This window comes from Sporosarcina koreensis, from assembly GCF_042655825.1.
Classification (GTDB): Bacteria; Bacillota; Bacilli; order Bacillales_A; family Planococcaceae; genus Sporosarcina; species Sporosarcina koreensis.
Map to the genome: position 1 here is coordinate 499601 of NZ_JBHSNP010000011.1, position 24285 is coordinate 523885.

Below are 24285 nucleotides of genomic sequence, written 5' to 3' on the forward strand. Positions count from 1 at the left end.
GCTTCCGCCTCACTTCACCCATGTTTCCACTAATTCCCTGACTAGATCCCTTTCCATCCTGTCTTCAAGCTTTTCTGCAATCGCATACTGGATGGCACGCCTGATCGGCATATGCTCCGCGAGCGCTATCGCATCCAATAAACTTCTGACAGAAGCCGCTTCCTCAGCCAATAGACCGTTCATCACTTGTTTTCTCAAATCATCATTGATGTTCATCATCGTATTGACCAATGACAAATCAGATTGCGGAAATAGTGTTTGTATGATTTTCCGCAATTGTTCACCGGACAAATAAGGGATCGAAAACGAGATGAAGCGGTTCTTCAATGCTTCATTCATCGGTGAAGTCCCGACGTAACCCTCGTTTATTGCCGCAACAACTGTAAAATCGGGATGCGCATGGATCACTTCACCTGTAAAAGGGTTTGTCAGCATACGACGATGATCAAGGACGCTATGTAAGATGGGCAGCGTTTCCGGCTTCGCCATATTAATTTCATCTATGTACAGGATGTGCCCTTTCTTCATTGCTTGAACGACCGGGCCTTCTACAAATTCGATGATAGATTGCCCGCTGTCTGCATTGATCGTTTTGAACCCCAGAAGTGACTCTGCGTCCAGGTCGACGGAACAGTTCACACTGTGCATCGGCTGGTTGAAAAAATGTGAAATGCTTTGTGCTAGCTTCGTTTTTCCGGATCCGGAAGGACCTTTTAAAAGGACCGGCTTTTTTAGTACAACCCCGATTAAGATATCTTCCCAAAGATCGGGGATGGGTGAAATATAGCCGCCTTCCTGTATTAAAGAAGCTTCCTCCTTCCCGTATTCCCTATCTTGCCGATTTTTCTGTTCACGCATAATAAAAGAGTCCAACTTATATGCTCCTCCTTCAATTGAAAAAATGCCCGATGCCGTAATCGTTGGCATCGGGCGTTAAAATCATTCAAAATACGTTTTATAAAAGCCGCCGACTTTACCGGTATTATCCACGATGAAAATGAATTCGTCTGTCTCGTTCTTCACTTCATATTCTTTGCCCGGAGTTAAACAATCGGAAACGACATACTTTTCCGCATTCGCATGTTTACATACGACTTTCCGAAGTGTCGGAGCAGTTGTCCATTCTTTGAAAGACATTTAGTTCACCATCCATTTGCCGTAATGTGAAAAAGCCCGAGATGCTCGGGCTGTTTTCAGTTATTAATCAATCAAGAACCAAGAAGTAGATCTTCAGGGTTTTCAATCAGTTCCTTGACCATTTTCAAGAATCCGACAGAATCCTTTCCATCGATGACACGGTGGTCGTATGATAATGCAATGTACATCATCGGACGGATTTCCACTTTGTCGCCGACTGCGACAGGTCGTTTTTGAATTGTGTGCATTCCAAGGATACCAACTTGCGTACCATTCAAGATCGGCGTTGAGAACAACGAACCGAATACTCCACCGTTAGTAATTGTGAATGAGCCGCCAGACATATCTGCAATCGTCAGTTTATTGTCTCTTGCTTTACCTGCAAGCTCGCCGATTGTAGACTCGATTTCAGCGAAATTCTTACGATCTGCATCGCGGACGATCGGAACGACCAATCCGCCTTCAGTCGACACTGCGATACCGATATCGTAATAGTGTTTCAAGATAATATCATCGCCATCGATTTCCGAATTGACGTATGGATATTTTTTAAGCGCTGCAACAACCGCTTTTGTGAAGAAGGACATGAATCCTAGGCGCACATCATTTTTATCAAAGAACTCATCTTTTTTACGTGAACGTAGTTCCATTACTGCAGTCATATCGATTTCATTGAATGTTGTCAACATTGCAGTTGATTGTCTAACTTCCAACAAGCGTTTTGCGATCGTTTGACGGCGGCGCGTCATTCTTTCACGAGTTTCACGACCGTCTTCTACAGGTGCTGTGGCTTTAGCTGGAGCAGCAGGCGCAGCCGGAGCTTTTGGAGCTGTACCATGTGCTGAAACGTCTTGTGCACGCACTCGGCCCATTGGGTCTACTGGTGAAACAGCAGCAAGATCGATTCCTTTTTCACGAGCGAGCTTTCTAGCAGCAGGGCTAGCGATTGTACGATCGGAAGTTGTTTGTTCAGTTGATTGGGCAGCAGCTGGTTGTTGTGGTGCAGGGGCTGCTTGCGCCTCATCAGCTTTTGGAGCTGGGGCTGCAGGTTGAGCAGCTGGTGCTCCAGAACCTTCGCCTACGACTGCAATGACCTGCCCAACTTCAACTGTATCACCTTCAGCAGCAAGAAGTTCTTGGATGACACCTGCTTCTTCGGAGATGACTTCAACGTTTACTTTATCCGTTTCCAATTCGACGATGAATTCGCCCTTATCAACACTTTCACCTGGTTGTTTCAACCATTTTGCAATTGTTCCTTCAGTAATCGATTCTGCTAGTTCAGGTACTTTGATTTCAGCCACAATAAATTCCTCCTCTGTTCTACCGTTCAACGGTGGTAACAAACATCTTTTATTCATGTGCAATCATTTTTTCAAAGCTTCTTCGATAATGCGTTGTTGCTCTGCTTTGTGCGCTTCGCCATTTCCTTCGGAAGGGCTTGCGCGATGAATACGTCCTACATAGGAAACAGATTTTTTATCCCCTGCGATTTCCTGCATGTATTCCAAAGCGAATGACCAAGATCCCATGTTTTTAGGTTCTTCTTGGACCCAAACGAGCTCCTTCGCTTTCGGATAGCGCGCTACGATTTCTGCAATTTTATCGGACGGGAATGGATATAGCTGCTCCACGCGTACGATATGCAAGTGGTCGAAACCTTCTCCATCCTTCACTTTTTCTGCAAGATCAATCGCCATTTTACCGCTGGCGAATAGGACTTTCTTCACCTTGTCTGGATTTTGACCTGTTCCAGGCTGCTCAAGAACAGTTTGGAAGTGGCCTTCCGCCAGATCGCTCACATCGGCACCGACAAGTGGATGACGAAGAAGTGATTTCGGAGATACGATGACTAGTGGACGTTCCACTTCAGTTCCAAGCATCATCGCCTGTCTGCGCAAAACGTGGAAGTAGTTGGCTGCGCTTGATATGTTCGCAACCGTCCAGTTATTCTCCGCACTTAGCTGTAAATATCTTTCCAGACGTGCACTTGAGTGCTCCGGTCCTTGGCCTTCGTATGCGTGCGGCAGAAGAATGACCATGCCGGACTGCTGGCCCCATTTTGAATGGCTGGAAGAAATGAATTGGTCAAACATGACTTGTGCCATATTTGCAAAGTCCCCATATTGGGCTTCCCAAATCGACAATGCCTGGTCTTTCTCCAAATTATAACCGAATTCGTAACCGACGACTGCGAACTCAGTCAATGGACTGTTGTAAGCGACAAATGATGCTTTGGAGTCGCTAATATGATGAAGCGGTACAAATTCTTCCCCTGTCTTTTCGTCATGCAACACGAGGTGACGATGCGCGAAAGTGCCTCGTTGAACGTCTTGGCCCGTAATACGGATCGGCTTGCCGTCTTGGAGGATGGAGCCGAATGCTAATTGTTCAGCGTGTGCCCAGTCCACTTTCCCTTTACCTTTGAAAGGTTCTTCACGTCGCTTCAAAATCCGGTCCAATTTGCTAAATACGGTGAAGTCGGACGGATAAGAAAGAAGCTCTTCGTTCATCTTTTGCAATCTTTCCTGGCTTATGCCTGTTTCAAGATCCCTCGGATAGCCCGCCATTACATTTTCAGGCGTTGCATTGGATTTTTCTTTCACTTCGGAGGAATTCTCTTTCACTTTATCATAAGCGGATTGCATGATTGCAAAGACGTCAGCATCCAACTTATCGACGTCTTCTTCTTTGAGGATGTTTGCCTCTACAAGTTGTGATCCGTAAAGCTGGCGTGCTGTCGGATGTTTGTGGATCAAATGATACATCATCGGGTTCGTCACTAATGGTTCATCCATTTCGTTATGCCCGTAACGGCGATAGCCAATCAAATCTATTAAAATATCCTTGCCGAACTTTTGGCGATACTCGAATGCAAAAGCCGCTGCAGCAATGACATCTTCTGGGCTATCCGCGTTGACATGCAAGACTGGAACCTCGAAACCTTTTGCTGGATCCGATGAGTAATGAGTCGATCTTGAATCGTAATATTCAGTTGTAAAACCGATTGTATTATTCGCGATAATGTGGATCGAACCACCGGTCTTATATCCACGTACGCGGCTATAGTTGAACGTTTCAGGAACAATTCCCTGTCCAGGGAAAGCTGCATCCCCATGGATCATAATTGCATAGGCCGCTTTCATATCTTGTTCAGGCAAACCTTCATGGTTAGTCGTTTCTTGGGCGGCACGGGTCTGACCTGCTACTACCGGATTGACGACTTCCAAGTGGGAAGGGTTGTAAGCCAAAAAGCGTTCAGTTCCTGACGGAGCTTTGTAAAGGGCTCCCATATGGTATTTAACATCACCGAACCAGCCATGTGTCGTCTCCAGCGACCCATCTTCCGGAAGGAATGGTGCTGAAGGGACGCCTGCAAATTCGGCAAACATCATTTCATAAGGTTTATTCAAAATATGGGTCAATACATTCAAACGGCCCCTGTGTGCCATGCCAATCAATACTTTTTTCACTTTGTCGGCTTCGGACCGGCGCACCAATTCATCAATGAGGACGACTAGCGAGTCAAGACCTTCTATGGAAAAGCGCTTCGCCCCGACAAATGTACGGTGAATGAATTTTTCAAAGCCTTCGACCTTCGTAAGTCGCTCAAGTAAGGCTTTTTTATCATCCTCGGAAAGCTGTACGGCGATTTCACCGTTTTCAATTTTCGATTGGATCCAAGTCCGTTCTTCCTCATCAATAACATGAGAGAATTCATATGCGATTTTTCCTGTATATAATGACTTCAGGTAATTTACCGCATCCAGTCCGCTTTCTACTTGTGCGGGCGGATTTTTCAGGAACAAGGAGGCTGGCATCGACTGCAAATCGTTTTCGGATAATCCATAATACGAAAGTTCCAGACGAGTTGCGTCTTTAGGTCGGTCGTTAAGCGGATATATATCCGAGGCAAGATGCCCGTATGCGCGGATAGCGTCAACTAGCGTATAAGCGGCCAACACTTTTCCAAAATCACCTGCTGGCACAGCCGACATCGCTGCAGTTTGCTCGGCACCTTCAATTGAAGGAGCGCCGAAGCTTCTGAACATTTCAGCAAGCTCAGGATCTACCGATTCGGGTGACACTTTGAACTGATCATACATTTCCATTACATACCCAAGGTTCGGACCAGAAAACACCGAATAAGGGGAACGTTGGGTACCAACATTGTTCGACATGTAAAATGACCTCCACATTTTGCCTAATGGCCTGTTGTGTTTCTATTTTTAATCCGTATCCATATTACCACGCAAATAATAGAACGTGAAGGGATTAGTTCTATTTTATTGACATTTTTGCATATGACAAAAATAGATTCACTTTTATTTATTTGCAACTCTCTTTTTTATAGAAAGCCTCATCCAAGTCAGTTCCAGCTAATTTTTGTATGAAAGAATCAAATCCGCCATTTTTTCAGGGGATTTCGTTTGTGAGACTTTTCTCATATTGGAAACCAATTTGTCTGTATCCTCGGTAAGGGATGTGAGAAGATCTAACATCGGGATATCGACCAGCCCCTCTTCCTCAATTACGTGAGCAATGCCAAGGGACTTGAATAAAGATGCATTCAATAGCTGGTCTCCCCTGCTTTGCGACGCGGATAAAGGAATAAGCAGCATCGGTTTCAATACAGAAAGCAACTCAAAAATTGCATTCGATCCTGCGCGCGATACAGCATAATCGGATGCTGCCAATAAATGCGGCAATCCTTCAGTTACGTATTCAAATTGTGTATAGCCCTTCGTCTGCTCCAAGGATTCATCAATATTCCCTTTACCGCAAAGATGGATGATTTCAAAATGATCTAGAATAGTGTCCATTTCTTTACGGATGGCGTTGTTAAGCATGGCTGACCCTTGGCTGCCACCCATTATAATGAATACTGGCTTTTCCCCTGTCAATCCTGCGATACGCAGTCCTTCCTTCCTGTCGCCTTGGAATATTTCTGGCCTGATGACTGCACCTGTACAAGTCGCTTTCCCCGCTTGCACATAGTCGAGTGTTTGCTCAAACACCGTGAAAATATGTTTGGAAAACGGCAGAGCGAGCTTGTTCGCTAGCCCAGGGGTAACGTCCGATTCGTGGACAACGACAGGGACCTTTGCAAGTTTCGCAGCCAAAACGACGGGCACAGATACGAAGCCGCCTTTTGAAAAAATAATTTCAGGCTTCACCTTTCTTAATATCGAGTAGGCTTGTAAGACACCTGTTCCTACCCGGAATGGATCAGTAAAATTCTTCATGGAAAAATAGCGTCGCAGCTTTCCGCTTTGGATGGCATGGTACGTCACCTCGCGATGACCATCCTTTATCAATTCTTTTTCGATCCCATCATGTGAACCGATATAATGGATTTCATATCCTTTTTCAATGAACTCAGGAATAAGCGCTTCATTGACGGAAACATGCCCCGCCGTTCCGCCTCCTGTCAATACAATTACCGGCCGTTTCATTTGGCCATTCACCTCATCTATTCTCAAATATATGAATTCATTTTGTTTGAACTCCATAGACATTATAGCAAACGAACCATGGTACAATGGGGTTAATTTTGTATTAAAGGATGATTTACTTGCAAACTACAGTACCTTTTAAGAAAAAACCATTCCGATTAGCGGCAATCGTCATGCCGATTCTCATTACTCAGGTTGCCCTTTACATGATTACCTTCTTCGATATTCTTATGACTGGGCGATATGATACATACCATCTTGCGGGTGTAACGATCGGTTCTTCGTTTTGGGTTCCAGTCTATACCGGTCTAGCCGGCATCTTAATGGGGCTTACCCCCATTATCGCCCAGCTAGTAGGTGCCCGCCGGAATGATGAAGTGAAATATTCTGTTCAGCAAGGTCTCTATGTGTCAATTGTCCTTGCTGGTGTCGTTTTCTTGATCATTCGATATGGTGTTTCACCGATCCTTGAATCGATGCCGCTCGAAGATGAGGTCCGGGTTGTAGCTGCCAATTATTTGGAAGCTATGAGCTTAGGACTTTTCCCGCTTTTCGCATACACCGTATTACGATGTTTCTTCGATGCACTCGGGGCGACACGCGTGTCAATGGCCATCATTCTTTTATCAGCTCCGCTGACGATTTTTACGAACTATCTTCTTATTTACGGAAATTGGGGCTTTCCCGAATTAGGTGGCGTCGGTGCGGGTTATGCAGCTGCAATCACCTATTGGCTCATTTTTTTCATCGCTTTTGGCACCGCGTGGAAACATAGCTCGTTCAGCCAATACCGACTGTTCAATAAATGGGGGCGACCTTCATTTATAAGATGGAAAGAGATTTTATTCATCGGCGTGCCGATCGGGATTGCCATATTTGTTGAAACGAGCATCTTTTCCGCTGTTACACTGTTGATGAGTAACTATTCGACGACGGTTATTTCGGCACATCAGGTTGCCCTGAACTTCTCATCCCTGCTCTATATGATTCCTTTGAGTATTTCGATGGGCGTAACAATTCTAGTGGGACAGGCAGTCGGTGCGGGGCAATTCCGTGACGCGAAACAATATAGTTTTCTTGCTGTCGGCCTCGCCATGGCCTTCAGTACGTTAGCCATTACGATTCTTCTTATTTTCCGGGAACAAATCGCCGCTCTCTACACGACAGATGTGCAGATTATCGGATTGGCTTCCCAGTTCCTCATCTATGCAGCGCTCTTTCAACTATCGGATGCAGTGCAAGCGCCCGTCCAAGGTTCATTGCGCGGCTATAAAGATGTCAATATGACTTTCATTATGGCGATCATCTCCTTCTGGGTGATCGGCTTGCCGGTTGGGTATTTGACGGCGACGTTCACCGACCTTGGTCCGTACGGTTACTGGGTAGGTCTTATCGTCGGTTTAACGATAGGTGCCATTACGTTAAGTATACGTCTTCTCCACATTCAAAAGAGACATATAAAAAAATAAATCCCGATGCCGTTATATACGGCTCGGGATTTTTTAGTTTATTATATTTGTCCTCTTCATGTTTACTTTCACTTTAACGTCGATTGGTAAAGTGGCATATGTTTCATGCCAATCCCCTCTCTTCCATAAATCCTGATGAAAAGCATGGACTTTTCTACCGATCCCAATAATATCGCTTTTTGCTTCTTGGGTTGTTTTGATGATTTTTTCAAACTCCCCCTTCAGCTCGGAGGCAAGGAATTTTTCCGCTTCTTTTCGTACTTTTTTCTCGTATAAATCAATTTTCGGGAATTCAGCAACATCGATATCGATAGTATAACTCAATTCGACCTTATCATTTGAAATGTTAATTTTCCTATGCGCATTAATGACTTCGATTGTAATAGGAGTGTTTTTTTCTTTCCAATCAAAACTTAGACGGGTATACTTTCCCAGTTTCTTTTTCATAACACTCGCCAAAACCGCTTCCTGTTTCTTGAAAACCTTCCCCGTAAATTTTTTGTTGCTGAACAACGCGATTCCTTCAATAGTTGGAACCCCCATTTCATTCAGAATCATATACGGCAAACTTAAATCCATCGAGTCGTCCAGCAATAATATGGCCGTCTCACCCAATGTGTTTTCTGCAACATATGTGTACAGGACAGCTGTACGCAGCAATTCCGGATAGAAGATGGCGACTTCGGTTTTAACTTCTCCTGAGGGATTGAAATATTGTTCCATATCTCCTTCAACGACCGCAAGATAACTTGTAATCCGATTTCTCGGCGACCTGAAAAAAGCATCCAAAGGTTCGTATACGTCCTGTTTAGCAATGTCGCTCGATATTAATAACACTTCCAGGTGGGAGAGATCCAGCGCTTCCATCGTTCGATGGTTTGCATCGTCGCGCGCATCTCGCGTGGAAATCCCCTTCCCTTCAGACTTACTGTAGTTGATCTGCCCATTTACAAAGGTAGGAAAAGTGAATAGCGCCTTCACTCCCTCGTCATTTTTTGTTAGTCCCATGACCGGAACGATAGTTATATCTTTATACTGGGCTTCGTCCCAGCAACCGCCAAGCAGTATTGCCAGAAGTGGGATGTACGCTAAAAATCTTTTCTTCATGTCTTCTTCCCCCTATTCTTGAGGATAACAATTGCAGGCATTAATATGGAAAACACCAAGTGGACATAGACGATAGCCTGCCGGATGATTTCAATACGGTCCTTCGTTGCCAAGTAGACCGAAATGATTACAAGCAAAACATGGAATAGGCAAATGAAGCTGTTGCTTACACGTTTCACATGTATTTTCATGGCATGAATGCACATAAAAATATAAATTGAAATTGTAATCGTGCTCCAAACGATCCAAATGAAAAGAAAAAACAGATCCAAGCGTTCAATGAATGTTACTTTTTGCGATTTCAGTAAATGAAAAAGAGGCTCCGTCGTAAATTTGAAACCGCTAGCTGGGAAAAACAATAAAACAAAAATCAAGCACGTAAAGAAAAACAGGAACCAAATGCTTTGGTAAATGAATAACGGCTTGCCTTTGACTGGCTCATCCTCTTTTACATACTTACGAAGGAATAAGTAAATTTCTATACCGATGAAAGTTGTCTGTGACACGAATAATCCTTTCAAGATAGGCTTATATTCCGTGAAATTGATCGGGAATAGCCAGGTCCAAACTAAATTCGGAAACGCCATGAATAAAAAAGCAAGGAAAAAAGGAATCATCGGAATGATGACAGCCGGTAAATTAATGACCGCCTCTGGTCTTCTCGTATTTGCATAAAATGATACTGCAACGATAATTGTCATCGTGACAATTTGAGGGGTGTTCGGGAATATCCAAACAGAAAGCGTGTAATTAATGTAGGCCAAAAAAGTGATGGTGATAAAAGACCAATAAGCAATATATAAAAAGGAAACTAACTGACCCGGAATGAACTTCTTATAGAACTTTTCAAAGAGCAAGAGTTGTACATAATGCAAAATACCCGCAATGATGAACACAATCCAGGCATTCGAACCCGAGGCATTGATCAAACGTGACTGAAACGTAACAAAAACCGTTCCTGTCTGGACGATGAACATGATCAAGAAAAACTGGATCCTTGATAATGTAAACATTATGATTTCCGGCCTTTCTTTTTATTTAGGAAAGTGAAGGTCTTTTGCTGTTTATGAAATTTAGAATACGGCACGCGAAAAAACACATGCATGAATCTAGTTGTATCCAAAGGAATGAACGGTGCAAAATAAGGTTGTTTTAATGAAGAAAGTGTCAATAGGTGAATAATTAAAATGATTGTTCCTATTGCCATGCCAAAGAAACCGAAGAGTGCCGCTGCAATCATGAAAGGAAACCTTAAAATACGAATGGTCATATTCATTTCAAGCGTAGGGATGACAAAACTTGAAATAGCTGTCAAAGCTACGACAATAACCATTAAATTTGAAACGAGGCCCGCACTTACAATCGCATCCCCGATGATCAAACCACCTACAACGCCGATTGTCTGCCCTATCGGCTTAGGTAGCCGGAGTGCCGCTTCTCTTATCAATTCGATGAACACTTCCAAGATGATTGCTTCGAAAATGGGCCGATACGGAATCTCGTTAATCGCCAATTTTACTTTTTTACTGATTTCGATTGGTAATATCTCTGAGTGAAAACCGACAACCGAGATGTAAAATGCAGGGAGATAGATGGCCATCACTAAACTCATGATCCGCAGCAACCTATAAAAGGAACCGACGATGACACGGCCATTAAAATCATCTGGTGATTGATAGAATGAGAAAAAAGTGACCGGTGCTATTAAAGCGGTTGGTGATTCGTTTGTAAAAATGGCAATCCTCCCTTCCATCAAGTTGAAGGCAACACGGTCCGGCCTCTCCGTATTAAGGAGTTGGGGAAATGGCGAAAAAACGGACTCTTCCAAATAATCCTCAAGCTCTCCGGAATTCAAGATTTCATCATCTTTTATATCCTGCAGCTGGGATTCAAAAAGTTCGACAACGTCTTTATCCGCAATGGAATCAATATACAAGTAGGTTATTTTCGTTTTTGTATCTTTGCCGACCTCACAAGTCTTGACGACAAGATCATTTCTGACTAGTTTTTGTCGGACAAGGGTCATGTTTTGTTGTGTGCTTTCAATGAATCCATCATGTGGTCCCCGGACAACCTGCTCTGTTGCCGGTTCACTAGGCGATCTCCCAAAAGTGCTTTGCGCGGAAATGGTCAGCATCACTTGGGATTCTTGAAAAACAACGACTGTCAGACCAGTGCAAACGGCTTTTATAAGCTCATTTTCCGAATATGGCTTTACATCTGAAACGGCAGTCTTCCCCCAATTGCTCATTTTCTCTTCTGCGCGTTGCCGAATAATATCAATCTGCTTGTTTACTTCTGTTGCATCAATCAATGAAGAATAATAGCATAAAATACCTTTACCCGTTGGCCAGTCAACGTCTATACTAACGAAATCCGTTGAATTGAAAAAAAGTTGTTTAATATTTTTCTTATCGATCACCGGCTTGCCTTCATTGCCCACTACCATCACCTCACGGGTAAAGTATCGCCGGCAACAACCCCTTTTATGCAAAAAAGAACATGACCGGGGCACTTCCCAGCCATGTTCATATGAAATATTATTTTTGAATGAATTGTTGTGTCCAATAGTTACCGTTTGCATCATACCCGATGCCGATATGGGTGAAGTCAGGTGTCAAGATATTTTGTCTGTGACCTGGAGACTCCATCCAACCTTTTACGACTTCCTCAGCCGAACGCTGACCCATTGCAATGTTTTCAGCAGCAGAGCGGTACGTGATGCCGTTTGCTTTCATTTGATCGAATGGAGAACCGTATGTCGGGCTCGTATGTGAGAAGTAATTTTTAGTCGCCATGTCTGTTGATTTTTGACGAGCAGAATCCATCAATTTCTTATCGATTTGCAAAGGTTTCAATCCTGCCTTTTGTCTTTCGGCATTCGTCAATTCGAGTACTGCTTGTTCAATTGCGGAGATGTTTTCATTTTGCGCTTGAGTTTCAACCGGTTTTGCCTCCGCAACTGGTTGAGCCTGCTCTACAGGTTTAGCTTGCTCTACTGGCTTCGCTGCAGGTGTATACGACTCACTTGGAGTCTCTTTTTCAATAGGTTTAGCTTGTTCGACTGGTTTAGCTTGTTCAACCGGTTTTGCTTGTTCTGCCGGTTTAGCCTGTTCCACTTGTTTTTCTTCGAACGGTTTTATTTCCGGTTTAGCATATGGTTGAAGTGTAATCCCTATATTTTTACCAAAATACTTTTCCAATTCATTTACGTACTTGTTAACGTATTGGTTAACCTCTTCGGGATTGTACGAAGAAAATTTTCCATCATATACGTAGCACTGCACGTTTTGCACCGCTTTTTGAGTATCCACGTCATTGTTGCGATAAGAAGCCTCAGCACTGTTGTTGTTCGACAATAAGAGCGCCGAACCGAGCAAGATGACAGACATCGTTTTTTTCATCTTATTACTCCTCCCTTCGCAAACTATCATAACGCATACGAGAAGAGGAGAATCGGAATACATTACCAGTAGAACCAAAGAATTTTTGAACGCGATGACAAAGGTAAATTCAAATCGATAGAATTGGATTGTTTTGGTCAATTCAACTATTATTTCATCTTATAAGGGGTTGACAGTAAGCTGATCGGCTATTATTCAACGTACTCTAGCTGACCGATCCCTTCGCCGATGATTACAAGTCTCGGGTCCATTTTTACATACTCGGGAAGCCAGTTGACCATTCCATATGCATATTGGAAAAGATAAGGATTAGTTATTCCTCTTATAGGAACATAGCCTTTCATCCTGTACACTGTATCTGGCAATGACTTCACCCACTCTTCAAATTCTTCCTTGTCAACAGGGCTATCAAAAGTGATCAACTTTGATGACAGAGGAAGATTTCTTCCGGATACGATGGATTCTTGGTTTGGATTTGGAACGACATTAAGCGTTTTTTCGATGTAGGAGAACGGGATCTCCGCATTGACAGTTTGAATAATAGGAGCTGTATTATTGAAGTTCGAAATCTCCATTGATACTGTCGCCAATTCGGACTCCGATAATAAATCGGTTTTATTCAACAAAATAATATGTGCATGGCGGATTTGCTCCATGAACAAAGAACGGATTTGCGGCGACATCTTTTCCCTTTCCAGCCATCTCTTAGCGTCAGCAAGTGTAATAATCCCCTTGACTCGCAATCGGTCGGCGAATAAAGGCGAGTAAACAGCATCCAATGCTTCGACAGGGTGAGCTGCCCCTGTCGTCTCTATCAATATGACATCGATGTCATCATTCTCTTCCAATAAGCCTTGCAGCTGCGCCTCTGTTTTTTCAGATCCAGTACAACAAATGCACCCATTTAAAAGCTCTTTCAGTGGAATGCCTTTTTCCTTCCCGACTGTATCAGAATCGATTGAAATGGAACCGAATTCGTTCATAAAAATCGCTGGCTTTTTCCCTTCCTCCTTCAATTGGGAAATCAAATTCATTAACAATGATGTTTTTCCACTGCCTAGAAAACCACTTAATAAATATACGTCGATCATCAATAAACCTCCTTATATGTCTAGCTCCAGCGGCCAGAAAGATGCCTTAATTTCTGCAAAAAAACGCAGAAATACGACAAATCGAACCCTTCGCTGTTCGGTTTGCTCGGGGTCATAAGTCAAAGATGTTGCGTGGCAAAGATCATTGCTCCCAACGCTTCGCTTTTGCTCGCAAAAGCCGTTCTACGTAACGGCTTTGCCTGTCGCATCTAGGCAGGCCGCCTTCGCTTTTCTATAATAAAAGCGCCCATCCGCGGAGGAGTGGACGCTTTTCAATTATTTTTTCACCTGATCCATTATGACTTCTTTCGCTTTGAGCAGCTGCGGATCCTCTTCATGGATTTTATCTCTCAGTTTGTTCATTAATCCATATGTCGTATCGCCAACGAGTACACCATCCTCTTTCAAGGATAATGCCTTTTGAAGCGCTATAACAGCTTTCTCCGTCGTATGATCATATAGACCATCGATTTCACCCGGGTCATATCCGACTGCACTTAACATCTCTTCTGCAGTTTTGATTGCAGGTGATACCATTCCCTCTTTCATTTCCATTGAAGGATCCAGGAAAGGAAGCATGGCGTACGATGGGTAAGGCACTTCGATATCAGGTTCGATACCTTTTTCGTGGATCCAGTTGCCGTTCGGCGTCAACCATTTAGCAGTTGTTAACTTCAAATTTGAGCCGTCCGGCAAGTCCTTCGGTGTCTGGACAGTCCCTTTCCCATATGTCTTAATACCGATGAGCGGAACATTTGCAGATTCTTTTAAAGCACCTGCCAAGATTTCTGAGGCAGAGGCGCTGCCGTCATCGATTATCATCGTAACAGGAACCTTGACTTTCCTTCCATCCGAGGCGACATATACTTCGGGATTATTCCCTTTCCCTTCATATTGGAAGAGGTTTTTGTCCTTTTCAACAAAGAGGTCTGAAATGTCAATTGCTGTGTTCAACATTCCGCCGGGATTTTGACGAACGTCCATGATAAGGCCTTCCATGCCCTTCTCTTCCATCTCATCAAGCGCCGCCAACAACTCATCATACGTATGCTCGGAAAAACTTGTAATACGGATATGGGCAATATTGTTATCCAGCATTTCGGCATATACGGTTTCGATTGGAATTACGTCCCTTTCGATTTTCACATCGAACGGTTCACCCATTTCGCCACGTCGGACAGATAGGGTAACAGTAGTGCCTTTTTTTCCGCGAATAAGAAGAACAGCTTCTGAGGACGACATTCCTTGGATGCTTTTGCCGTCTACAGCGATGATCAGATCATTCGGCAAAAGTCCGGCACGTTCAGCAGGTGAGTTCTTTATCGGGGAAACGATATTTATATACCCATTCAATTCTTGGATTTCTGCACCGATCCCCTCAAAGCTAGATGAAATGCTCTCGGATAATTGACGCGCTTCTTTTTCATTCAAGTAGTCCGAAAAAGGGTCTCCCAATGCTTCGATCATTCCGTTAATAGCACCATCGATAACGGCAGTTTCATCAATTTCGTTATAATAGGTTTTCTTCATTTCGTCATATGCTTCATATAGCTTTTTGAATTCTTTGCGGTCTGTCGTTGGATTTTGCGGGCTGACCACTTCCACGACCTTATCCTCACCCGTCGTCAACGCAAAAAAGGTCACCGCAGCCGTTGCTAGAACGAGTCCAAATATGAGCATGACTAACGAGAACGGTTTCATTCGTATATAACGTTTTGCGGGCGGTTGATAGTTTGTTTCTTCTTCTTGTCCGCCACTTTTCTCTTTTTCGTCCATCCCATTCCCCACTTTCTTTCCCAATTTAACGGTTCATTCAAAAAAAGACCGCCGTTGATACAGCAAGCGGTCCTCCGATGCATGTTATTGAATTGCTGCTTCAAGTGCCACGACAATCATGTCATTGAATGTTGTCTGGCGTTCTTCAGCAGTTGTGACTTCTCCAGTTAGGATATGGTCACTTACCGTTAATACAGCTAATGCTTGTCTTCCGTATTTCGCAGCTAATGTATATAATGCGGCTGCTTCCATTTCGACAGCTAACACACCATATTGTGCAAGTTTTTCATGTTCGGCATGTTCATTGTAGAAAAAGTCTTCGGTATAAATGTTCCCCACTTTCAACTTTAGACCCTTTTCCAATCCTGCATTATAAGCCTTCAGCAATAAATCAAAATCAGCTGTCGGTGCATAGTCGACACCATTGAAAAACGTCCGGTTGATCGGTGAATTCGTCGTTGCACTTTGCGCCAGAATGACGTCGCGCACATGTACGTCCTTTTGGATAGCTCCACAAGTTCCAACACGGATCAGTTTCTGTACGTCATATTCTTGCATTAATTCATTAATGTAAATGGAAATGGACGGAACACCCATACCTGTTCCTTGAACAGAAATGCGCTTCCCTTTATATGTTCCTGTGTATCCGAACATATTCCTCACTTCGTTGTACTGAGTTACATCCTCCAAAAATGTTTCTGCGATATATTTTGCACGTAATGGATCTCCTGGAAGTAGAATCGTATCTGCAATATCGCCTTTTTTCGCATTAATATGTATGCTCAATATAGCCGCCTCACTTTCAAATTTCTTTTCTAATCATACAGTTAATCCACATTTTATGCAATGATGATGATAGCGTCGAACTATTGAAAACGCTCTTTGTACAATGCATATAACTCATCGAAAACCACGCTTGGCATTTCGGGATCTGCTTTTTCCTCCAAGTAGCGGGATAAAGGATCAAAGTCTTTTTCGTCTTTAGGGAAACTGTGATCATTAAACACAGCTTCGGCGAAAACGGCTTTTGCATCGTCTTTCTTTCCTCCCCGATATGACAAGACAAATTGGTAAAAAGATCGATCCATCATAAAACCCCTTTCAATCCTTAAATAAATGGGAGTATTCTCCATACCCTTCTTCTTCAAGCTTATCCGCCGGGATGAATCGGAGAGCTGCCGAGTTGATGCAATAGCGGAGACCGGCTGGGCCTGGACCGTCGGGAAACACATGTCCTAGATGGGAGTCCGCCGTTCTGCTGCGCACTTCTGTTCTGCGCATCCCGTGACTTGCATCGAAGTGCTCGGTCACTTCTTCACTCTGAATTGGCTTCGTGAAGCTTGGCCATCCGCATCCTGCGTCATATTTGTCTTTGGAGCTGAAAAGCGGTTTGCCCGAGACGATATCCACGTAAATCCCTTCTTCAAAATGGCTATCAAATTCATTATTGAAGGGGGGTTCTGTCCCATTTTCCTGCGTCACATAATATTGCATATCCGTCAATGTTTTTTTAAGATTTTCCTTCATGATTGGTCACCCCAATGTTCAGTTTTAAACCGTTCCCGTCCCGATCCGATTGCATAACGTTCGTAATGTGCCGGGTTTTTCATGTAATAGTTCTGATGACCTTCTTCCGCTGGATAGAAAGGTTTAGCCGGCAAAATATCCGTGTGGATCGGCTTGTCGAATTTACCAGATGCTGCAAGCTCGTGCTTGGATTTCTCTGCAAGCTTTTCCTGTTCGGGTGAATGTGTGAAAATCGCCGTACGATATGATTCACCACGATCAAAAAACTGCCCGCCAGCGTCCGTCGGGTCAATTTGGCGCCAAAAAATAGAAAGCAGCTCTTCATATGAAATGACTTCATCATCAAATGTGATTTGAACGGCTTCCCGATGCCCTGTAGTATTTGTACAAACGAGTTCGTAAGAAGGATTTTCAACATCTCCTCCCGTATATCCGGACACGACGGAAATAACCCCATCATACCGATCGAAAGGCTTTACCATGCACCAAAAACAGCCTCCGGCAAATGTTGCTTTTTGAATTGCCAAGAATACCCCTCCTCAATTAGAATGCGCAGGGCGCCCGACTAGCGCCCGAAGCTGGACCTCAGTCAATTGGTATCGTCACTTCAAGCTCGATATTATCATTGGCAAGGTCGACCGATTTAGCCCTCACATGTAAATTACCCGCAATTTCAAGCTCTGATAAGTGGATGAATATTTCTTCCTCTTTCGGTCTGACAATCATCCATGGCGGCAGCTTGACCGAATCTCGCAATACACTCAAAATAGCTGACGGAGGAAATTCCAAATCCCCGATCTCCATCGAAGTCTGTTTCAGCATTAAATTCCCATCCTGTAGAACTACTGGATCAAAATGCATCATTAAAGGAAATGTCATCCCGAATGCAGTCAACTCAGAGTGGAGCCTGACGTCCTCCTTCACTTCCATAATGACAGGAAGCTTTTCTCCCTTCATCGCCTTCCGGATGTAATTATTTGCAAGGGCTTCCAAATCATTGCGGGTTGCTTTAACACTTAACACACTGCCCTTAGGTGTGTATTGATTCAAAGGGGGAAGCGGGTCCGAATCCCTGGGACCTTCAAGAAATACTACTAAAGCAATAATCGCCGAAGCTATGAGTCCGGCAAGGACGAAAAATGCTATTTTCCAAAAATTCACCAACGGTCACCTCTACATATCCAATTTTCCATCCGACAATTCCGTCAAACCGCATTGATCGATCTTTTCGATAAAACGATTTGCCATCGATTCATATCCTTTCGCATTTGGATGAAAAAAATCGGAGTGGTATACCATGTTTTCATTGCTCACAAATAAGTCGACGACAGGAACGAAACAAGCCTTACCGTCCATGATCGTCTGAATTTCAATCGCCTCATTCCAATCATCGATCACCGTTTCGAATTCATTCGCTTCGTCCGTAACGATGGACAACGGATTGTATAAGCCAGCTACGACAATGATGGCATCCCCGTTCAATCCGCGAACCATTTTGAATATTTCATCAAGTCTATTTTCAAACATACCCAATTCAACATAGAAAGGCTTCGCCGTCAAATTAAAGAGATTTGCCTTGACGATTTTCATCATGTCATTCCCGCCGATTGTCATATAAATGACATCCGCCTTTTTAATTTCTGCTTGGATATCATCACTTTCCAACTGGGCGATTAATTGATCGCTTCGCCTTCCTCTTTTCGCCAAGTTCTTTGAATCGATTTCTTCGACGCCTTTCCAATCATTCATTGCAAGTGCAACACGCCCGAAATAACCGCCTCTCTTCAGTTCATCTCCCACCCCTTGGGTAAGTGAATCCCCGAGCCCGATGACAGTGACCTTTTCAGGAATAAAATAATCCGGTACGCTATAGTCGAACAGTGCCAAACCTTTTCTTTCGGAAAATGACGTTGTCTCATATATGGCATTTTCCTGGCATCCTGTTAAAACGAATGAGAAGACGATGAGTAAAAAAATTCTTCTCATAAACACAGTTCCCCTTTTTTTAGTTATTGAACCGCCCGATTATAGTTCAGTCGGTATAATACATGAAACCGATTGCCCCTTCTCCCGTATGAGTGCTGATGATCGGTGAAGTGAAAGAGAATTTGACGTCCTTCAAACCCGATTCTTCCAAGAGTTTTACAAGCGGTTCTGCCATTGCCAACCCATTTGCATGAGAGATGCCGACTGAACGGATGATTTTGCCGGCAGTCTCCTCTTTGAACGCTTTAAAAAGTTGTGAGACGACCTGCTTATGGCTGCGCGCTTTGCCAACAGGGGTATAGACACCGTCTTGCAAAGTTGCGATCGGTTTAATATTCAATAAAGACCCGATCAGTGCTTTCCCTTTACCGATACGCCCGCCTTTCACGAGATTGTCCAACATGTCGACAACGACGAAGAGCGTGGTATTTTTACGCACATCAACCAGCCTCTTTACAATCTCCTCTACACTTTTACCGTCTTGCGCCATTTTAGCGGCTTCAACGACTTGAAACGTCAAAGCATGGGAAATAAACATAGAGTCAATGACAGTAACTTTCGAGTCAGTCATTCCAGCGGCAGCTTCTGCTGATTTTACAGTTCCGCTCATCCCGCCTGTCATATGAATAGATATGATTTCACTTCCGTCTTTTCCGAGGCGATCATATAATTCTTTGAAAACACCTGCAGCTGGTTGCGAACTTTTCGGAAGCTCCTTGCTGTCTTTCATCTTTTCAATGAACGTTTCCGGTTGTAGATCGATTCCGTCCGAATACGTATTGCCATCAATATGGATTGTAAGCGGAACAACATGAATATCATATTGATCGGTATAGTTTTCAATTAAATCCGCTGTCGAGTCCGTGACGATATGAATTTTCTTCAAAAATAGCACTTCCTTTACTATATTGCCGGCGGTTATCAATTAGGCATTTTTCGCCTTATCTAAAATCAAGTAAGAATACGGGGTGCCATCTTCCGTATAATGATCTGCCGACTCCGACACAAGCTTCCAGCTGTTATCATGTTCAGGGAAAAATGTATCCCCTTCATATTCTTTTCGGATAATTGTAATGTAAAGACGGTCAGCGATATCCATCGAGAGATTGAAGATTTCCGCGCCCCCGATGATTACAACTTCATCTGAATACGCTTTTCCTCTTTCAATCGCTTTATGGAGATCGTGGAACACCTCTACCCCTTCGGCCTTATAATCTTTGTTGCGTGTGACAATAATATTCAATCGGCCGGGTAATGGTCGGCCGATTGATTCAAATGTTTTTCTTCCCATGACAATCGCCTTGCCCATAGTTACTTTTTTAAAATATTGAAGTTCTTCAGGGATATGCCAAGGCATTTTGTTATCGATGCCGATCACACGGTTCAAATCATACGCCACAAGTAAAGAAATCATATTACCATCCTCTTTTCTTTTTACGTCTAGATTGCACTTCTGTTTTATACAGCAATCGGCGCTTTGATTTTCGGATAAGGATCGTATCCTTCTACTGAAATGTCTTCATACGTTAAATCAAAAATCGATTTCCCTTCAGTGTTCAATTTCAATGTAGGCAACTTTTTCGGCGTTCTTGATAATTGTTCTTTCACTTGCTCCATATGGTTCAAATAAATATGTGCATCCCCTAATGTATGGATGAAATCGCCAACTTCCAAATTACACTCATGCGCAATCAAATGGACAAGCAATGCATACGATGCAATGTTGAATGGCACTCCAAGGAACACATCCGCGCTTCTTTGATAGAGCTGGCATGACAGCTTGCCATCGGCTACGTAAAATTGGAATAATGCATGGCAAGGGGGCAGAGCCATGTCATTCACTTCTGAGGGGTTCCAAGCAGTGACAATATGTCTGCGTGAATCCGGGTTCCGCTTAATCCCATCAATCAATTGTTTAATTTGATCGACGACACCTTCCCCGGAGCTCCAAGATCTCCATTGCTTCCCGTAGATCGGGCCTAGATCACCGTATTTTGCCGCAAACTCATCATCTTCGACAATGCGCTTTTTATAGTTTGCCATTTCCTCTTTATATGTACGTTCAAACTCTTCGTCTCGAAGACTGCGACGGCCGAAATCCGTCATATCCGGCCCATTATATTCGTCACTATTTACCCAACGTTCAAAGCCCCACTCATCCCAAATCGGATTTCGGTCATTAATTAACGTCCGAAGAGAGGTGTCCCCTTTCAGGAACCATACTAATTCCGAAGCAATCAGCCGCAATGCGGTTTTTTTCGTTGTCATTAAAGGAAAGCCTTTCTGCAGATCATATCTCATTTGGTATCCGAAGACACTGATTGTACCAGTACCTGTTCTATCTTCTTTTACTGTTCCATTTTCAAGTATGTGGGAGCATAAATCCAAATATTGTTTCATTGTCCAATCCTCCTTGTGCTTAATTGACAGTATAGCAAAAACTGAATGCAATTTCGCCTAGCGGTCATCGCATCTTGCTTATTATTAAAAAAGCCAATTAAAATTGGGTTTTAGCATCCATGAAGTCCACAAAGAAAAAACTATCGATACAGCTTTCAGACTGTAGACAAACACCAAAAATGTGCTTGCCAACAGTTATCCTTATAAAATAGAGATAAAGCTAGCATTGTTGATTTCCGCTGCGAGCGGACGCTTTCCGCGGGCACGGCTTCAGCCGCTTCCCTCGCTACGCTCAGTCCAGGGTCTTCAGCTCGCGCTGTTCCCGCAGGAGTCGCCGCTCTCCGCTCCAATCAATGATATTTCCCATTCAAAACTAGGTGATGGAAATGATAACGAAATTAGAAATGCTGACCATAGAGCAACTGGTTCCCTAAAATTAACTGGTACTGTCAATAAGCGCCGCACTTTTTCCGACTTCAATTCCTTATTACCTCACTCATTTTTGTAAATTGAAAAGAGAACAACGAATAATACAGCGTAATGCTTTAATCATCGTTATTCTGTGGTTGGCCAGGGGAACTACAACTTATTTAACTTCTTCTCAATATCACTTTCCAAATCTTTCAATTCCTCCGTACTATATCTAACAACATCTCTGTGTTCTGATAACTTTTCTTTGCCAGTTAGCAAACATGTAACGTTGAGGATTCTCTTCAAACAATTCTATTTGAGTTTGATAGGCCAACAAATTGTACATAACTTTTAAATATAATTCATGGCTAACATGGCTGAAATCTTCCTGTTTCACTTGAGTTAATAGTTCATTTGTCCGCATCTGAAGCAATCTTTCTCTCCTTAAAGCAAATGCATCAAGAGACTCTTTTTGTTTTCCTACAATGTATCTGAATGAAAGATGATTATTTAGATTGAAAATTGTTTGTGTAAATAATTGAATAGCTTTTAGTTCTTTATTCAAATCCTCTTTTTCTTTAAGTCTTAGACTTTGTCTAAATTGACTATGCATAATTGTTACTGCTATAGCACCAGAAGTTATTGTTCCTGAGATAGCCCCAATAAAGCTAGGTTCATAAAATAGGGACGGAATACTAAGAAAATCTTTTGTATACAGTATAAGTATTAAACAGAGGACTATTAACAGAAGGGCTCCATTAGTAATCCATAAAACTTTATTTTCTAATTTTCTTTCACTCAAAACTTTTCACCTTCCCCAAAGCGTAAAAATCTTATACTCACCGTGCAATTTGAATTTTCTCTTTGTCTTACACTCCAAAATTACCACACACAGTTAATAGGCCGCTCTATTATATCAATATTCAGCATTCCTTCACATTCTATTTCTATGTCTGTTAGTTTCATCGAAGTTTCCTCCGTACTTTAATTGTAATCTGCCAAATCAGGAGAGTCACTCCTGGTCTTTTTTATAAATAATTGAATGGAGATACGATTTATGTTTAAAGGGGTAGAATTTAATGGGATGCCTATAGTAGGTCCGCCAACGTTTTGATATTCACCATTTTTGCATTGCACTTTTATATTCCCTCATCTTTTCTACACTACTACCTAGGAGATTGTATAATTTCCTTATTGGTCCTGTATGTTTATTAGGATGCTATATCTGGGCAATACCCTATGAATTTGGGTTTTCATACGTATTTTCAGGGCCAGAAGGAATTCTGTGCTTTTAAATTCCCTAACAACCCATTATCATAGTTGTGCGAAAACACATATACCTCCTATTCTTTGATTGGTACGTTACTTTTCGATATTTGATAAGGTGAAGTATATTTTCTTAGTAATCATTAGATTGCACATAAAAACCGTTCTTGCTGAAATGGAAGTTACCAAATCCTATTTTCAAGGACGTTTATTGTATTTTTTATAAACAGTGATTATGAGTTGCTTGGAGTGAAAGGCGCCGACTCCTGGGGGATTAGCGGGACAGGTGAGACCCCGCAGGAAGCAAAGCGAACGAGGAGGCTCACCGCCCGCCCCCCGGAAAGCGTGCGCCTGGAACGGAAAGCAACGGTTCCTTTGGAAGTCTCCATATGTTCTCCTATAGAAAAGGGCTATCACAGAGAGACAGTTTTCACCGACTTTCTGGACAGCCCCATACCATATTTTTTTAAGACAACCATTTTGGCGGCGTGTTCTTCGACCAATAAATATCCCCAAGTGAGTGGTGCACATTGAAACCGTCTTCTGCGGTATGGTAATGGAAGTTATAGAAATAACCATCCAATGGCCTTTTCTCTGTGCGTACATGAAAGCGTATCAAATCTTTGTTTTCATTTTTGTCGGAAACGTGAAACATTTTTTCGGCGTAATCACCAGATGGATATTCTGTGATGGAAAGCATTCTATTCTCGAGTCCTCCGGTGGAAACTACAGCGTTTTGGATGACCTCTTCAATTTTCGGGAAAATATTTTTGTCAAACTCACTCTGAATGACTGGGCCGATTTTAGATCCGAATTTCAAGTATGCAAGTTCCTTGGCTGGTTGAAAAAGGACCTCTTCTACCGATAGATGCTGTTCAAACGATTCCCTTTCAAATATGGAATCTTCTAATCCTAATCGTAAATCATGTTTTGAGGATGTTGGGATATCGGCTGTCCTGGCATCGTTTTTCGGCTGCAGATTCGTCCAAATTTCATGGTTTGGCGAAATGACGCCGAGAGTCAGGACAGCAACGAGTGCTATGATAATGTTTTGCAAATGTTTTTTCATCAAGTCACCTGCTTTTTATTATGTATTGGGAAATTTCATATTACTAGTTTGATAGTTTCATTCAATTCAACAAATGTACAGCCTCTACCCTAATATTACGAAAAAAACTTGTAAAGGTTTCATATTTCTCTAATTCATTGTACAATAAAACTGAAGATAATTGTGAGGTTTTATGAAGGAGGTTTT

23 protein-coding genes are annotated in these 24285 nt (G+C 42.8%); 1 reads left to right on the plus strand and 22 read right to left on the minus strand.

Annotated features, from left to right (window positions below; all coding sequences use genetic code 11):
• Positions 1–9: 9 nt before the first annotated feature.
• From ACFPTP_RS09125 to ACFPTP_RS09145, 5 genes are all read right to left on the minus strand, one after another.
• Positions 10–858, minus strand: coding sequence for an AAA family ATPase (locus ACFPTP_RS09125; protein ID WP_381444231.1), 849 nt, complete (start codon positions 856–858; stop codon positions 10–12).
• 81 nt (positions 859–939) lie between these two features.
• Positions 940–1137, minus strand: coding sequence for a DUF6501 family protein (locus ACFPTP_RS09130; RefSeq protein WP_381443773.1), 198 nt, complete (start codon positions 1135–1137; stop codon positions 940–942).
• Positions 1138–1208: 71 nt separating this feature from the next.
• Positions 1209–2441: a 2-oxoglutarate dehydrogenase complex dihydrolipoyllysine-residue succinyltransferase gene (gene odhB, locus ACFPTP_RS09135; RefSeq protein ID WP_381443774.1), complete on the minus strand. Its 1233-nt coding sequence runs from the start codon at positions 2439–2441 to the stop codon at positions 1209–1211.
• 63 nt (positions 2442–2504) lie between these two features.
• Positions 2505–5318 (minus strand): 2-oxoglutarate dehydrogenase E1 component, encoded by a 2814-nt coding sequence (locus tag ACFPTP_RS09140; RefSeq protein ID WP_381443776.1) that lies wholly within the window; start codon positions 5316–5318, stop codon positions 2505–2507.
• Between the two features lie 198 nt (positions 5319–5516).
• Positions 5517–6593, minus strand: a complete 1077-nt coding sequence (locus tag ACFPTP_RS09145) for an undecaprenyldiphospho-muramoylpentapeptide beta-N-acetylglucosaminyltransferase (protein ID WP_381443777.1) — start codon at positions 6591–6593, stop codon at positions 5517–5519.
• A 119-nt stretch (positions 6594–6712) separates the two neighbouring features.
• Here ACFPTP_RS09145 and ACFPTP_RS09150 point away from each other — a divergent pair, with 119 nt between their 5' ends.
• The gene (locus ACFPTP_RS09150; protein WP_381443779.1) at positions 6713–8062 is read left to right on the plus strand and encodes an MATE family efflux transporter; all 1350 of its coding nucleotides are present in this window, start codon (positions 6713–6715) and stop codon (positions 8060–8062) included.
• 33 nt (positions 8063–8095) lie between these two features.
• On the opposite strand, the gene ACFPTP_RS09155 is transcribed toward ACFPTP_RS09150, so the two are convergent.
• The 17 genes from ACFPTP_RS09155 to ACFPTP_RS09235 all read right to left on the minus strand — a co-directional run bounded on the left by ACFPTP_RS09155 (position 8096) and on the right by ACFPTP_RS09235 (position 24099).
• Positions 8096–9169: a Ger(x)C family spore germination protein gene (locus ACFPTP_RS09155; protein WP_381443780.1), complete on the minus strand. Its 1074-nt coding sequence runs from the start codon at positions 9167–9169 to the stop codon at positions 8096–8098.
• Entirely contained in the window at positions 9166–10182 is a 1017-nt protein-coding gene (locus ACFPTP_RS09160) for a GerAB/ArcD/ProY family transporter (protein WP_381443782.1), read from the minus strand. The genes ACFPTP_RS09155 and ACFPTP_RS09160 overlap by 4 nt, the downstream gene beginning before the upstream one ends.
• Positions 10182–11612 (minus strand): spore germination protein, encoded by a 1431-nt coding sequence (locus ACFPTP_RS09165; RefSeq protein ID WP_381443784.1) that lies wholly within the window; start codon positions 11610–11612, stop codon positions 10182–10184. Before ACFPTP_RS09165 ends, ACFPTP_RS09160 begins: the two co-directional genes overlap by 1 nt.
• A gap of 97 nt (positions 11613–11709) precedes the next feature.
• Entirely contained in the window at positions 11710–12573 is an 864-nt protein-coding gene (locus tag ACFPTP_RS09170; protein ID WP_381443788.1) for a CAP domain-containing protein, read from the minus strand.
• Positions 12574–12764: 191 nt separating this feature from the next.
• On the minus strand, positions 12765–13664 hold the full coding sequence (locus ACFPTP_RS09175) for a CobW family GTP-binding protein (protein ID WP_381443791.1): 900 nt from the start codon (positions 13662–13664) through the stop codon (positions 12765–12767).
• A gap of 276 nt (positions 13665–13940) precedes the next feature.
• Positions 13941–15440: a lmo1851 family serine protease gene (locus ACFPTP_RS09180; RefSeq protein WP_381443793.1), complete on the minus strand. Its 1500-nt coding sequence runs from the start codon at positions 15438–15440 to the stop codon at positions 13941–13943.
• A gap of 84 nt (positions 15441–15524) precedes the next feature.
• Positions 15525–16226: a purine-nucleoside phosphorylase gene (deoD, locus tag ACFPTP_RS09185; protein WP_381443796.1), complete on the minus strand. Its 702-nt coding sequence runs from the start codon at positions 16224–16226 to the stop codon at positions 15525–15527.
• Between the two features lie 80 nt (positions 16227–16306).
• Positions 16307–16528 carry a YozE family protein gene (locus tag ACFPTP_RS09190; protein WP_381443799.1) on the minus strand — a complete coding sequence of 74 codons (222 nt, stop codon included), beginning with the start codon at positions 16526–16528 and terminating at the stop codon, positions 16307–16309.
• A 13-nt stretch (positions 16529–16541) separates the two neighbouring features.
• A complete protein-coding gene (gene msrB / locus ACFPTP_RS09195; protein ID WP_381443802.1) occupies positions 16542–16967 on the minus strand; it encodes a peptide-methionine (R)-S-oxide reductase MsrB in 426 nt (141 codons plus the stop codon).
• Positions 16964–17494 (minus strand): peptide-methionine (S)-S-oxide reductase MsrA, encoded by a 531-nt coding sequence (gene msrA / locus ACFPTP_RS09200; RefSeq protein WP_381443805.1) that lies wholly within the window; start codon positions 17492–17494, stop codon positions 16964–16966. The genes msrB and msrA overlap by 4 nt, the downstream gene beginning before the upstream one ends.
• A 58-nt stretch (positions 17495–17552) precedes the next feature.
• Positions 17553–18128 carry a YpmS family protein gene (locus ACFPTP_RS09205; RefSeq protein ID WP_381443808.1) on the minus strand — a complete coding sequence of 192 codons (576 nt, stop codon included), beginning with the start codon at positions 18126–18128 and terminating at the stop codon, positions 17553–17555.
• A 12-nt stretch (positions 18129–18140) separates the two neighbouring features.
• Entirely contained in the window at positions 18141–18953 is an 813-nt protein-coding gene (locus ACFPTP_RS09210) for a GDSL-type esterase/lipase family protein (protein WP_381443810.1), read from the minus strand.
• Between the two features lie 46 nt (positions 18954–18999).
• The gene (locus tag ACFPTP_RS09215) at positions 19000–19839 is read right to left on the minus strand and encodes a DegV family protein (RefSeq protein WP_381443813.1); all 840 of its coding nucleotides are present in this window, start codon (positions 19837–19839) and stop codon (positions 19000–19002) included.
• A 39-nt stretch (positions 19840–19878) separates the two neighbouring features.
• On the minus strand, positions 19879–20367 hold the full coding sequence (locus tag ACFPTP_RS09220) for a dihydrofolate reductase (protein ID WP_381443815.1): 489 nt from the start codon (positions 20365–20367) through the stop codon (positions 19879–19881).
• Positions 20368–20411: 44 nt separating this feature from the next.
• Positions 20412–21353 carry a thymidylate synthase gene (locus tag ACFPTP_RS09225; RefSeq protein ID WP_381443818.1) on the minus strand — a complete coding sequence of 314 codons (942 nt, stop codon included), beginning with the start codon at positions 21351–21353 and terminating at the stop codon, positions 20412–20414.
• 643 nt (positions 21354–21996) lie between these two features.
• A complete protein-coding gene (locus tag ACFPTP_RS09230) occupies positions 21997–22566 on the minus strand; it encodes a hypothetical protein (protein WP_381443821.1) in 570 nt (189 codons plus the stop codon).
• A 930-nt stretch (positions 22567–23496) separates the two neighbouring features.
• Positions 23497–24099 (minus strand): YpjP family protein, encoded by a 603-nt coding sequence (locus ACFPTP_RS09235; protein ID WP_381443823.1) that lies wholly within the window; start codon positions 24097–24099, stop codon positions 23497–23499.
• Between the last annotated feature and the right edge of the window lie 186 nt (positions 24100–24285).